Raw genomic sequence first — 13,798 nt, 5'->3', positions numbered from 1 at the left:
TTTTTGTTTTAGTTAGGCGTTTTAAGTTGGCCACTTTTTAGTTAACCGCTAAGCGGCAACGGGGGCGCCACTGTGAAACTTAAAATCCTTATCCGGCGAAGCAATTAACTCCGCTTCCACCTCACCAAAAAACGCGATGCGCTCGGAAATATCCTCACCGGCGAGAGCCGAAGCCAGGGTCAAATAATCCTGATAATGACGCGCTTCCGAGCGCAGCAGGGAGACATAAAACTCACCCAGACGCGCATCCACATGGGGCGCCAACATGGCAAAACGCTCACATGAGCGCGCTTCAATATAGGCACCACAGATCAGCTTGTCGATCAAAGCCTGGGGCTCATAGGTGCGTACATGGCGCAACAACCCCTTAGCATAACGGCTGGAGGTGATTTTATCGTAGTCGATACCGCATTCCTGCATGATCTCCAGCACCTGATAAAAGTGGTGCAACTCTTCTTTTATCAAAAGCACCATTTTATCTATGAGTTCCTGGCCATAAGGTACGCTGGATTTGGGGATCATGGATTTGTTGAGTCTATTGTGATCGGCAAGAGCACGCCAATCGCCGACCTGGCGATAGGTAAAGTCTTCATAAGGCTTAAGCCACTGCAACAAGGCCTCACCACTTTGCTCGTCCACCGCATAACGGCGAATAAGATACATGGCGCTCTGCGCGGCTTTAAGTTCACAGATCAGGTGATCGGTCAGAATAATGCGCAGATTTTCCGGCTTTTTCGCTTCTTCAACCCAGGATTGCGGTGTTTCACAGCGCAAAAAAGAATGAATAGGTGCTAATAATTCTTGGTACTTGGCCAGCATAACTTCAATCAATATCTTGGTAATTGGCGCTATTTTACCATATTCATCGCGCGGGGGGACTTTCTTGACAAACCTCAAGCTCTGGACGATACATAAATGAGTGCTGGTGAAAAATAATACAGCCAAAAACCAGTTTATTTAAGGGGTAACTATATGATTCTAAATCATCTTTGGGGCTTGTACGCCCATCCGGTTGAAGAGTGGCAAACCATCGACAACCGCCACGAAAGTCTACTTTACAGCTTATCGCATATTCTACTTATCGCCCTGATCCCCAGTATCATGGGTTATTATTCAGCCGTTCATTTAGGTTGGAGCGTCGGCACCGGCGATCCCGTCTATCTGACTCACGACAGCGCACTGCTTATTGGTGGCGCCATGTATGTGGCCTTGATTGTCGGCGTATTTGCGCTGGCCTATTTGGCTCATTGGATGGCAAAAACCTTCGGTGCCGAGCCGACCTTTACGCAAACACTTGAGCTTGCGGCCTATACCTCAACGCCGGTATTTATGGCGGCCTTTGCAGCCTTCTATCCGACCTTGTGGTTTATTGTCTGCGTTGGTTTGGTGGCGCTCAGCTATTCGGTCTATCTACTCTACACCGGCGTGCCAATCTTGATGCATATTCCTCACGAACGCGGTTTTATCTATGCCAGCTCTGTGGTGACCTGTGGCTTGGTGCTCTTGGTGATTATCCTCGCGGCGACCGCTATTTTATGGACCAACGGCATAGTCTCACCTGTCTTTAGCTAGCCGCCTTCAGCCGCTAGCAATAATTTTAAGCAATAAAAAAGGAGCCAAAGGCTCCTTTTTTATTGTCTATTCGCTTAATCGTCTTGGTTATGAATTTCCAAGTTTGCCGACATCGCCTTTTCACGACCAGACTTGGCCGAGTCATTACGTAGCTCGTCGATACGATTTAGGTAATCCTGGTCGATATCACCGGTCACATAGTAACCATCGAAAACCGAGGTTTCAAAACGGGTGATTTCCGGGTTTTCCTGGGAGACTGCGGCAACCAGGTCTTCCAGTGATTGATAGATAAGACCATCTGCACCAATGCTGGCATTGATGTCTTCTACTTCACGACCATGGGCGATCAGTTCGGCAGCCGATGGCATATCGATACCATAGACGTTCGGGAAGCGTACTTCCGGTGCCGCTGAGGCAAAGTATACATTCTTAGCGCCGGCTTCACGGGCCATTTCAACGATCTGGGCTGAAGTGGTGCCGCGCACGATTGAATCATCAACCAACAATACGTTTTTGCCTTTAAATTCACGGGCAATGGCATTGAGCTTACGACGTACTGACTTTTTACGCAGTTCCTGACCCGGCATGATGAAGGTACGGCCGATATAACGGTTCTTCACAAAGCCCTGACGGTAAGGCAGTTCAAGTACTGAAGCGATTTCCAAAGCGATATCACATGAAGTCTCTGGAATTGGGATCACCACGTCAATGTCCTTATCAGACCATTCTCGTTTGATCTTCTCGCCCAGCTTGGTACCCATGTTTACGCGTGTGGCGTATACCGACATATTATCGATAGTTGAGTCAGGACGGGCAAAGTAAACAAATTCAAAAAGACATGGGTTGTAAACCGACTTATCGGCGCACAGTTGTGAGTACAACTGACCGTCTTCGGTTACATAAATGGCTTCACCCGGAGCTACGTCACGGATAACTTCAAAACCGTCTGTGTCCAGTGCCACGCTCTCTGATGAGAACATGTACTCTGTGCCCTTTTCAGTTTCGCGCTTACCAAAGATAAGCGGACGAATACCGTGCGGGTCACGAAACGCAACCATGCCGTGGCCGATGATCATGGCGATAGTGGCATAACCACCGATAACCTTAGAGTTCACCTCTGAAATAGCGGCAAAGATATCTTCTGCGGCTAATTTCAGCTTGTCGCACTTGCTCAGCTCATGGGCAAGCACGTTTAGCAGGATTTCGGAGTCCGAGGTGGTATTTACATGACGACGCGCCTCGTTGAACAGCTGCTCTTTTAGCTGCTCGGCGTTAGTCAGGTTACCGTTATGGGCCATGGCAATACCGAATGGCGAGTTCACGTAGAAAGGCTGCGCTTCCGCCGAGCTTGAGGTACCCGCGGTTGGGTAACGCACATGACCTAGGCCGATATTGCCCTGCAGGCGCTTCATGTGTCTTGTATGGAACACATCTTTTACTAAGCCATTGGCCTTACGCAGACTGAAGGTATTATCTTCAATCGTAATAATACCCGCCGCATCCTGACCGCGGTGTTGCAAAACAGTTAAGCCATCATACAAAGCCTGATTAACAGGCGATGTTCCGACTATACCAACGATACCACACATTAAAATTTCCTCGCCGATTAACGGTTAGCTGAATTTAAAAAGCTTGAGTTGTTCTCGAGGTAGTCAAAAAACCACTCGATCACAAAGCCAAATTCAGGGATAAGTCGAGATGCGCTCCACCAGTTTGTATTCGGGGCTCCGGTAAAGGCATCGAGAAAGAATAGAATAGCGCTGACGACCAACACGCCACGCAAGGCACCAAACACGATTCCAAACACGCGATCGGTACCCGACAAACCGGTGCGCTGCACCAACTCGCCTAAGATGTAATTTAACAATCCACCCAACAACAGCGTAGAGAAAAACAGTATGGCTATCGCTGCGGCATTTCTTAAAAGGGGTTCTGAAATATTGGTTAGGTAGGAAGCTAAATAGGGGTAAAAGATACTGGATACAAAAAACGCAGCGGCCCAAACGGCCAGCGACATAGACTCTTTAATAAAGCCTCGCACTAAGCCAATAATGGTAGACAGTGCAATAATGCCGGCAATGGCGTAATCAACCCAGATCATAATAACCACTAGTCGTTAGTTTGGGGCGCATTCTAGCGGAGCGGGACGTTAAATACCAGATCATTTTGTTACTTGGAACTGGGTAATACGACCTTGTAAATTGGTCAGCTTTTGTAACTTGGGCAGTTGTTGCTCAAGCTTTTCCTTACTTAATTCCGGCCCCACCAACACCTTGGTCAGGGTGCCGTTAGCGGTTTTAACCTCGCGGGTAAAGACCTTGAAACCATTGCTCTTAAGCTTGGCCATCAGCGCATCGACACTGCCTTTGCGGGAAAAGGCACCCAATTGCACTACATAGGCCATTTGCGTTAAGCCACTTTGTTTGGGGCGCTCCAAGGGCTCATCCTTGGTCAGTGTGGAAACCGCCACCGTGGTGCTTTCTGTGCTGGGTTGCTGCGCCTTTGGCTGTGGCGCTGGTGTGCCGGCAGTTTTATCGACGGAATCACCGGCTAAACCATCAACTAAATCCTCAGCTGAGCCAGAAGCGAGCTTTTCATCGTCGGAGGCTAATTCTTCGATTTTTTCATCTTTAGGTAAAGGAGCCATATCGGCCTTGTCAGACAAGGCCTGCTGTAAGTCGATAGACTTGAACTCAGGGCGCTCGGGTATGGCTTTAAAACCTTCCTTGTACCGCACCTTATCGCCATCCAAAATATTAGGAATAAAAACAATAGCGGCAACAACTACAATAGTGGTTCCGATCAAACGGTTAACAAACCCTGAGTTCACTCTTACAGCCCCTAACTCTCAAAAAATGTGATTGCTTCTGCTACAGTGTAAAACGATCCGAAAATAATCAAAAGGCTTTGCTCGCAAAGTTGCGGTAAAACCGCCTCAATGGCATCGCCAACACAATTATGGGCGCCGGCTACACTGACCTGCTTGCCTATCGTTTTGGCCAACTGCTCAGCCTGTGTGCCCCTGGGGTTATCCAAGGTAGCCACATGCCAATAATCGACCGCATCCTTCATCGCTTCAATAACATCGGCGTGCTCTTTGTCGGCCAACATACCAACGATAGCATAAATACTAACCCCTTGTTGCTTAAAGGATTGTAAACGCTTGGCGAGAAAACGTGCAGACTCGCGATTATGAGCCACATCCGTGACTACTCGAGGCTGCTCGCTCAGGGTCTGAAAACGCCCGGTGACCTTAAGGGCCTTAAGGCAATCGGCGATCACCGTAATATCCGGTAATAGGTTGAGTTTATAAAGTACGCTCAGCGCCGTGGCGGCATTTTGCGCCGGAATAGCAGGTTGGGCAAAGCACAGATCATAATCATCCATTTGCCAGCTAAAGGTGACTTCATCTTCACTAAAATGAAAATCGCGACGGGATAGGCATAGATCGGCGCCAATTTCCTTGCCGTAATCAACCACAGTATGGGGTATATCCAAATCGCCCACAATAGCAGGCACACCGGTGCGGAAAATACCGGCCTTGTCATAGCCTACCAATTCGCGGGTATCGCCCAGGTATTCTTTATGATCCAGGTCTACCGTGGTGATCACGCTGGCAACGGGAGTGACTATATTGGTGGCATCATAACGCCCGCCTAGGCCTACTTCCATCAGCACATAATCCACATCCATACGCTTAAAGATGTGCAGCGCCCCTAAGGTGCCGAACTCAAAATAAGTCAGTGCGGTGTCCCCTCGCCCTTGTTCAAGCGCGTTAAAGGCATCCACATGAATTTGATCGTCAAGCTCGGCGCCATTGATGCGCACCCGCTCGTTGTAACGAATAAGGTGAGGCGAGGCATAGGTACCGACGCTATAGCCCTGGGCTAATAACAGCGCTTCTAAACATTGGGCCGTGGTGCCCTTGCCGTTGGTGCCGGCGATAAGAATGATTTTGCTGCGGGTATCGAGCAGGCCGATTTGCTCTGCCACGCGCTGAACGCGCTCAAGGCCCATTTCAATGTTGGCAGGATGGATCTGCTCTAAATAACAAAGCCAATCATCTAGGCTAGACGATTGGCTCGGTTTCGAATCTGACATAGGTAAGTTTCTAGATTGCCGAGAAATTTACGCTACTCTATGCTCTTGTTCGGTAGAAGGCAAGTTCATTAGCTTGGCCAGCAGACGCGCTAAGGTGTCACGCATTTCGCGGCGGTCAACGATCATGTCGATGGCACCGTGCTCAAGTAAGAACTCACTGCGTTGGAAACCATCCGGCAGGGTTTCACGCACAGTTTGCTCGATTACGCGCGGACCGGCGAAACCGATAAGTGCCTTTGGCTCAGCCACGTTAACGTCACCTAGCATGGCCAATGACGCCGATACACCACCCATGGTTGGGTCTGTCAGTACCGAGATAAACGGCAGGCCTTTTTCACTCATTTTCGCCAGTGCTGCACTGGTTTTCGCCATCTGCATCAGTGACATAAGCGCTTCTTGCATACGAGCACCGCCCGACGCAGAGAAGCACACCAGTGGCATGTTGTGCTCTAAACACACATTCACGGCTTCAACGAAACGCGCGCCCACTACCGAGCCCATTGAACCACCCATGTAGGCAAATTCAAACGATACTGCGGCAACAGGAATACCCTTTAGCTGGCCCTTCATGGCAACCAGAGCATCTTTCTCACCACTGCTCTTTTGTGCAGCGTTGATACGATCTGAATACTTTTTCGAGTCTTTAAATTTCAAGACGTCTTTAGGCTCATGCTGAGCGCCCAACTCGGTGCGACCGGCGTCGTCTAAAAATAGCTCCAGACGCTTACGTGCAGTGATACGCATATGGTGATCACACTTAGGACACACGTTCATTGCCTTTTCCAGCTCAGCCTTATAAAGGATGGCATCACACGAAGTACATTTAGCCCAAACGCCCTCAGGGATCTCTTTTTTGCCCGAAGACTTGGTTGTTTTTGGTAAGATCTTTTCTAACCAGCTCATTTGCAACTCTCTTAATGCTTGTTAGTAGCGAGGCGGATGTACCACCCCAAAATTAGCCGATAAATTAGCACAATTAAAACATGAATTTAGTTGCTTAGATATAAAAAACTGGTCGGCGTAGTCTATTACGGCGACCAGTCAAACTTTTGTATGAACTAAATACATCAAAAAGTGACGCTATTTTTCCCTAATTATTGGGCAGAAACAGCGGCCCCAAAGGGGTAGAAGGTATTTGCCACTTCTCGGGATAATCAACATCCACCAAGTATAAACCATTAGGCTTGGCGGTGGCGCTGGCCTGGGTGCGGTCTTTAAGCTGCAACAAATGTTGCATCCAATCCGGCTCCTGTGCGCCTACGCCTATGTCCATTAAACAGCCGGTGATATTACGTACCATATGGTGCAAAAAGGCATTGGCCTTGATATCTACGACTATATAGTCCCCCACCCGTTCCACATTAAGGTGATGAATATTGCGAAACGGCGTATTGGACTGGCAGTGCACCGCCCTAAAGGAGGTAAAGTCTTGCTCACCCAGCATATAATGACAAGCCGCATGCATACGCTCGGCATCAAGGGGCTGGTGATAATGGGTCACACCGGAGCGTAAAATTCCCGGGCGATAAGGATGATTGTAAATCACATAACGATAACGACGGGCGGTGGCACTAAAGCGGGCATGAAATTCATCGTCAGCCTGCATGGCATAGCGCACGGCAATGTCGTCTGGCAGCTGCGAATTCATGCCTAGGGTAAAGGCGCCCATATCGCGTTTGGCGTGGGTATCAAAGTGTATAACCTGGCCCGTGGCATGGACACCGGCATCGGTGCGCCCGGCACAGGTGATCTCAACCGGATGATCGCAAATTCGCGATAAGGCCGTTTCAATTTCTTGCTGAATACTGCTGACATGGGACTGGCGCTGCCAACCACTGTAGCGAGCACCGTTATACTCAATTCCTAACGCGACGCGCATTGACACTCTTTTCGATTGCAAAATTTTCGGCATTTTATCTGCTCTGGCCCTAAATAGCTAATCCGGCTGCTTATTAGGGGTTAGCAATCACGCCAAGGCGCTTATCTTTGAAGCCGCTCTTTCAGTGCCAGTGCTTCTTGCTGCAGGGTTTGCGGGCCATTATCAAGCACCTCTTGCAGCGCCTCCAGTGCCGAGTCAAGATCATCGATTTCCAGATAGGCACGGGCCAAATCCAGTTTAGCGCTATAACCGCCGTCCTCGGTATCGACATCTGTTTTCGCAGTATCTTCGAGCAAATCATCAAACTCGCCCAGGCCCACATCCATATTGGCGTCTTTATAAGGCTCCTCAACGAGTTCGGCGTCATCGCTTTGCGCCAGCAGATCATCGATTTCCACATACTGACCTGCGCTGCCCGCTTCTATTTTTTGTGGTGCGGCCGCCAGCTCGGTTTCGTCTTCACTTTGACCATCACTTGCAGCTTCATCAGAGGCTTGGCTAAACGCATCAACAAGGCCATCATTGATGGGTTCAAGATCGGCGAGATCATCATCCGCATCTTGCATCAATGCCTGCAAGTCTACATCACCAGGAATATCGTCCCGTTCCGGCAGCTGCTCCCTTGACTGAGTCGGTGACTCTGCCAATTCGTTAAGCATGGCATCGAAATCCGTGTCACTGATATCCTCAAGAAACGCTTCATCCATTTGCTCATCGTCAAGGGCCGAGTCTTCGTCGTAGTCCGCCGCCAACAGAGCATCGATATCGAACTCATCGGCAACTTCTTCCACTAAGATCTCGGCGGAAGGCTCAGGAGAAGGCTCCGCTAAATCCTCAGGTAAAAACTCGTCGTCTGCCTTTGCCGCATGCTCGGGTAAATCTTCCGGTAAAAGTTCAGCTGAAAGTTTAGCTGAAAGCTCGGCGGATGAAGCGCCTGAATGTTCATCATCTTCACCCTGTACACCAGCTAGCGGCTGATCAATTTCGAATTCATCGGCAACCTCTTCTGGCAAGAGCTCAGCTGAAGGCTCAGGAGCAAGATCTGTCAAAGGCTGGGATAAATCCTCAGGTAAAAACTCGTCTTCTACCCTTGCCGCATGCTCGGGTAAATCTTCCGGTAAAAGTTCAGCTGAAAGCTCGGCCGACAGCTCGGCTGAAAGCTCCTTGTCTTCGCCCTGAACCTCATCCTTATCTAGCTCTTCGTTCGCCGGCACCTTAGTGACAAATAAGTCATTAATTTCTGCATCGCTCAGCGCGTCCAGATTGTCACTTAGTGACACCGGTTTATCGGTCTCGACATAGGTATCGGCATCAATGCTCGGTAAATCAGAGCTCTGCTGGAATACTGCTTCTTCTTGGCTGATTTCTGCCTTGGCGTTCTTTTCCTCGACGTTCTCTTCCTTGGAATTAGCGGCAAAATCCACTTCATTCGGCTCGTTTAAGGGCTGAGCCGCGGCAACTGCTTGAGTCTCGGCGGTCAATGGTTCTGCTGCCACCGGGCTAGGCGCTTCTTCCTTGCTTCGCTTTTTCAAAAACACCACCACCAGCGCCACAATGGCTAAAACCGGCAACGTCATCATCAGCAACCAAGTCAACCAGCCGGGCAACGCATTAAACCAGTTGGCGTTTTGCTCCTGTTGAATTTGCTGTTGTCGCGCCATGGCCTTACGCTCGGCCATAAACTGCTGCAGCTGTTGTTGCAGCTCGGCATCTTTTTCATCAAGCAGGGCCTGAACCTGAATAAGCTGATCGGTAATTTTCTGCAATTGCGCACGTAGACGCTCATTGTCGGCGAGGATCGACTCGGCATTGCTTACCGAAGCGCTAAGCTGCTGTTGTAACTCGACTAAGCGCTCATTTTGCTCTTGCTTGAGTCGCTCAATCTCTAATTCCAATTCACGTTTTGCTTGTGCTGCCTGCTGTTGACGCACCCTACCGGTTTTAACACTTGCGGTTGTACCCGCAGTTCTGATCTTGGCCCACAACTTATCGTCTTGCTCCGATTTGGCCTTGGCCAAAAGCGGATCTATGGTGCGAATTTCCCGCATCGACGGTATCTGTAAGTAAGCGCCGTCACGCATATGGTTAAGATTGTTATCCAGGAAGGAGTTTGGATTCTTTTCATACAGTGCCACCATCACCTGATACATGGTCACCGAATTGTCCGGGCGCACCCTGGCGGCAATACGCCACAGGGTATCGCTCGGTTTAATCGGCCCGATAGCACGAATTTGCTCGCTATTATCAGCCCCTTCCGGGTCACGGTTCTCGGTGCTTTGCGCACTGGCACCAGCATGGCTTAAGGCCAGGAGTAAAAAAAACAGGGTAACTAGAGAGCGCATGCTTTTCCTTTACTAACGTTAAGTGCTTTATTTGCGGGGCTGTGGGCAAACGAGCATTTTTTGACGATTCGTTGTTATTTTTGTGCTTTATTGCAATTTATGGCAAGTAACAGCAAGTATTATTCCACTTGCAAACTATAAACCAGATATTGGCGAATATCCACGACCAGTGAGGCAATTTAAATCTAGAACGAAGCGCTTGATATGTATAAGAAAAGCGGCCATTAGCCGCTCTCTTGTAGGTCGGTGCTGTGCGCCGACATGGTGATATTAATTGAGGATTTTGTCGGCATAGAATGCCGACCTACAACCATAGCGGCAAAGGTCGACAACCTGTGCCGCTGATATCAAAGATAATGAGCGATCAGCTCTTCAGCAATCTGTACGCTGTTGGTAGCCGCACCTTTACGGGTGTTATCACTCACCACCCACATATTTAAGCCATGCGGATGAGAAATATCCTGACGCACACGGCCGACATAAACACTGTCGTTGCCGCTGGCATCGGATACCGGCGTTGGGTAATCATGCTCGTCTTCGATAAGCTCAACACCCGGGGCATCCTGTAATAACTGCTTAACGTGCTCAACGTCCACCGGCATCCGGGTTTCTAAATGAATGGCCTCGGCATGACCGAAGAATACCGGCACGCGCACCGCCGTTGGGTTCACCATTACGGTTTCATCACCCAGGATCTTCTGCGTTTCCCACACCATTTTCATTTCTTCGCGCGTATAGCCGTTGTCTTCAAAGGCATCGATTTGCGGAATAACGTTAAACGCCATTTGCTTGGTGAAAACCTTATTGTCCAGTGGACGACCATTCATCAGGTTAGCGGTTTGCTTTGCCAGCTCGTCAACCGCTTCTTTACCTGCGCCCGACACCGCCTGGTAAGTAGAGACATTAATGCGTTCAATGCCATAAGCATCATAAATTGGCTTAAGCGCCACCAGCATCTGGATGGTTGAACAATTTGGGTTGGCAATAATATTGCGGTTACGGAAATCCGCCAGACTGGCCGCATTCACTTCCGGCACAACCAGAGGCACATCATAGTCGTAACGGAATTGTGAGGTATTGTCGATAACCACACACCCAGCCTCTGCAGCGATGGGCGCGTATTTTTCAGACACACTGCCACCGGCCGAGAACAAGCCAATATGCGCATTGGCAAAGTCGAACTGCTCAACATCAAGTACTTCTATGGTTTCGCCGTTGAATTCAATCTCTTCACCCGCAGAGCGGCTGCTGGCCAATGGGAACAGTTGATCAACCGGAAATTTTCTTTCCGCCAAGGTCTCTATGATTTGACGACCCACTAAACCAGTGGCGCCCAATACCGCGACATTATATTTTTGCGACATATCTCTTCCTCAAGGCGTTAAATACTAAACCCAAACGCTGCCAAGGCGCTCAGGTAAGGGTTACTACCGCTGAGCGTCAAGGTGCTGAGCTCGCGGCGAACCGGATAGGTTTTGCGCAACAGATCAAAGCCATGGCTATGCAGTTGTGCACGTAAAATGGCGTCATCACGACGCACATCGTAAATTAGGTGTACCAGGGCGCCAAGCTCCTCCTTACTCCAGCTCTCGCTTAGAGTAAGCTGAGTCAGGCTTGGTGTCGGCAAATGCTGCGCTAAATCACTGTTGGGTGTCAGATCTAGGTGCTGACACAAGGCTTGATATAGCATCAAGGTACCACGGCCCTTGCCCTCCAGCGTATGTCCGGCAATATGCACCGTCGCCAGCTCTACATAGGGCAACAGCTCTTCGAGAATATCCGGCTCGTTTTCCCACACATCCAATACCAAGCATAAGTCATCCTCGGCTTGCTGACGCGCTAACAGGGCCTGATTGTCTATCACATCACCACGGCTGGCATTGATCAGAATTTTACCTTCACTCAATGCATCGATGCGCTGCTTATCGAGTAAATGATAGGTGCAATGCTCGCCGTCTTTAACCAGGGGCACATGAAAGGTGATGATATCGGCCTCGGCTAGGGCTGTTTCCAGGCTGTGCCAGTCTCCGACATCGCCGCGCGTCTGTCTCGGCGGGTCGACCAAAAGAGTTTTCACGCCGATAGCGGCGAGTTTATCCGCCAGACACTGGCCGATATTACCGACACCAACAATGGCAATGGTTTTGTCGAACACAGAAAAATGCTGCTCTTGCGCTAGGGCAAACACCGCACTGAGCACATATTCGGCTACGGCCACCGCATTACAACCCGGAGCACTGGCAAAAGGCACCTGACGCTCGGCTAAGTAAGCTTGATCTATATGATCGACGCCTATGGTGGCGGTGCCGACAAACTTTAAGCTGGTATTTTGCGCCAACAACTCGGCATTAACCTGGGTCACCGAGCGCGTTAGTAATACGTCCGCATCCTTGACCATTTCTGGAGTCAAGGCCCTGCCATCGAATCGCTCAATCTCGCCCAGAGGGGCAAAAAAGGCATCCACAAGGGGCATATTTTGATCTGCTAATATTTTCATTTTTCTTCCCAGAGGGACTAGCGGAGCGCTATTTTAATCATGCTGCTGCCACAAAGCAAAAAAGCCACGCAATTGCGTGGCTTTTTCTGCAAACTCAGGTCGGTATTAAGCTTTGTACTTGCTCATTACCAGGGTCGCGTTGGTGCCACCAAAACCGAAGCTGTTAGACATCACGGTGTTAAGCTCAACATCGCGACGCTCGGTCACAATGTCCAGGCCTTGTGCCTGCTCATCCAGCTCGTCGATATTGATAGACGGTGCTACGAAGTTGTTCTCAAGCATTAGCAATGAGTAAATTGCTTCGTGTACACCGGCAGCGCCTAGAGCGTGACCCGTCATCGCCTTGGTTGCACTGATAGCAGGTGAGTTGCCACCGAACACTTCTTGAATCGCACCCAGCTCTTTTACATCACCTACAGGCGTTGAAGTGCCGTGCGTGTTCAGGTAATCAACCGGCGTGTCCAGGTCTTGCATGGCTTGGCGCATACAACGTACCGCACCTTCACCCGAAGGAGCTACCATGTCGTAACCATCAGAAGTGGCACCGTAACCCGTGATTTCAGCGTAGATGTGCGCGCCACGAGCAAGGGCATGCTCTAGCTCTTCAACAACCACGATACCGCCACCACCAGAGATAACGAAACCGTCACGGTTAGCGTCATAGGTGCGTGATGCTTTTTCAGGTGTCTCGTTGTACTTGGTAGACAAGGCACCCATGGCGTCGAATTCCATTGCTAGGGTCCAGTGTAGCTCTTCACCACCACCGGCGAAGATCACGTCTTGTTTACCCAGCTGGATTTGCTCAACCGCGTGACCGATACAGTGTGCAGAAGTGGCACAAGCCGAGCTGATTGAGTAGTTAACACCTTTAATTTTAAAAGGAGTGGCCAAACACGCAGAAGTGGTGCTCGCCATGGTACGAGGAACCATGTAAGGACCTACACGCTTAACGCCTTTTTCGCGCAAGGTGTCTGCCGCTTCAACCTGGTACTTAGATGAACCGCCACCTGAGCCAACGATAAGGCCGGTGCGCTCGTTAGATACTTGCTCATCCGTTAGTTTGGCATCGGCAATCGCCTGAGCCATAGAAATATAAGCATAGGCTGCCGCATCACCCATAAAACGGAATGCTTTGCGATCAACGTGCTCTTTCACATCTAAGTCGATGCTGCCAGAAACCTGGCTACGAAGGTTGTATTCAGCAAACTCTGGGTTAAAAGCGATACCGCTTTTGCCCGTTTTTAAAGACTCTAATACTTCTTCTTTATTATTACCGATGCTTGAAACTACACCGATACCCGTAATTACGGCTCTTCTCATGAGAATTTACCCTAGCTTATTCCTAAATTGCGTGTAGTGTACGCGCAAATGTCCTACAAAGTGGTCATTCCAGCGTACATCTGTACT

At 49.7% G+C, this 13,798-nt stretch carries 12 protein-coding genes; 1 reads left to right on the top strand and 11 read right to left on the bottom strand.

From position 1 onward, the window contains the following. Positions 1-48 precede the first annotated feature (48 nt). On the bottom strand, positions 49-819 hold the full coding sequence (miaE, locus tag C2M34_RS12925) for a tRNA isopentenyl-2-thiomethyl-A-37 hydroxylase MiaE (RefSeq protein WP_105259018.1): 771 nt from the start codon (positions 817-819) through the stop codon (positions 49-51). A gap of 153 nt (positions 820-972) precedes the next feature. Here miaE and C2M34_RS12920 point away from each other — a divergent pair, with 153 nt between their 5' ends. Beyond that, the gene (locus C2M34_RS12920; protein ID WP_105199120.1) at positions 973-1,572 is read left to right on the top strand and encodes a Yip1 family protein; all 600 of its coding nucleotides are present in this window, start codon (positions 973-975) and stop codon (positions 1,570-1,572) included. 74 nt (positions 1,573-1,646) lie between these two features. Here the strand turns inward: C2M34_RS12920 and purF are convergent, their stop codons facing one another. From purF to fabB, 10 genes are all read right to left on the bottom strand, one after another. Then, complete coding sequence (gene purF, locus C2M34_RS12915; RefSeq protein WP_105199119.1) at positions 1,647-3,161, bottom strand: amidophosphoribosyltransferase; 1,515 nt, start codon at positions 3,159-3,161, stop codon at positions 1,647-1,649. A gap of 17 nt (positions 3,162-3,178) precedes the next feature. Continuing rightward, positions 3,179-3,673: a CvpA family protein gene (locus C2M34_RS12910; protein WP_105199246.1), complete on the bottom strand. Its 495-nt coding sequence runs from the start codon at positions 3,671-3,673 to the stop codon at positions 3,179-3,181. A gap of 60 nt (positions 3,674-3,733) precedes the next feature. Continuing rightward, positions 3,734-4,402, bottom strand: coding sequence for an SPOR domain-containing protein (locus C2M34_RS12905; RefSeq protein ID WP_105259017.1), 669 nt, complete (start codon positions 4,400-4,402; stop codon positions 3,734-3,736). 11 nt (positions 4,403-4,413) lie between these two features. Next, positions 4,414-5,673 (bottom strand): bifunctional tetrahydrofolate synthase/dihydrofolate synthase, encoded by a 1,260-nt coding sequence (gene folC, locus C2M34_RS12900; RefSeq protein WP_105199117.1) that lies wholly within the window; start codon positions 5,671-5,673, stop codon positions 4,414-4,416. Positions 5,674-5,700: 27 nt separating this feature from the next. Beyond that, entirely contained in the window at positions 5,701-6,576 is an 876-nt protein-coding gene (gene accD / locus C2M34_RS12895; RefSeq protein WP_105199116.1) for an acetyl-CoA carboxylase, carboxyltransferase subunit beta, read from the bottom strand. Between the two features lie 187 nt (positions 6,577-6,763). After that, the gene (truA, locus tag C2M34_RS12890; RefSeq protein ID WP_105259016.1) at positions 6,764-7,552 is read right to left on the bottom strand and encodes a tRNA pseudouridine(38-40) synthase TruA; all 789 of its coding nucleotides are present in this window, start codon (positions 7,550-7,552) and stop codon (positions 6,764-6,766) included. Positions 7,553-7,653: 101 nt separating this feature from the next. Continuing rightward, positions 7,654-9,894 carry a FimV/HubP family polar landmark protein gene (locus tag C2M34_RS12885; protein ID WP_105259015.1) on the bottom strand — a complete coding sequence of 747 codons (2,241 nt, stop codon included), beginning with the start codon at positions 9,892-9,894 and terminating at the stop codon, positions 7,654-7,656. A gap of 347 nt (positions 9,895-10,241) precedes the next feature. Further along, positions 10,242-11,258 carry an aspartate-semialdehyde dehydrogenase gene (locus C2M34_RS12880; RefSeq protein WP_105199113.1) on the bottom strand — a complete coding sequence of 339 codons (1,017 nt, stop codon included), beginning with the start codon at positions 11,256-11,258 and terminating at the stop codon, positions 10,242-10,244. 17 nt (positions 11,259-11,275) lie between these two features. Then, positions 11,276-12,391 (bottom strand): 4-phosphoerythronate dehydrogenase, encoded by a 1,116-nt coding sequence (locus C2M34_RS12875; protein ID WP_105259014.1) that lies wholly within the window; start codon positions 12,389-12,391, stop codon positions 11,276-11,278. 105 nt (positions 12,392-12,496) lie between these two features. Then, positions 12,497-13,711 (bottom strand): beta-ketoacyl-ACP synthase I, encoded by a 1,215-nt coding sequence (fabB, locus tag C2M34_RS12870; RefSeq protein WP_105212973.1) that lies wholly within the window; start codon positions 13,709-13,711, stop codon positions 12,497-12,499. Between the last annotated feature and the right edge of the window lie 87 nt (positions 13,712-13,798).

It is taken from the genome of Pseudoalteromonas sp. T1lg88, from assembly GCF_002964765.1.
In the GTDB taxonomy this organism is placed as follows: Bacteria; Pseudomonadota; Gammaproteobacteria; order Enterobacterales; family Alteromonadaceae; genus Pseudoalteromonas.
The sequence above is the reverse complement of the archived record's forward strand: the minus strand, read 5'-3'. Positions and strand labels throughout refer to the sequence as shown.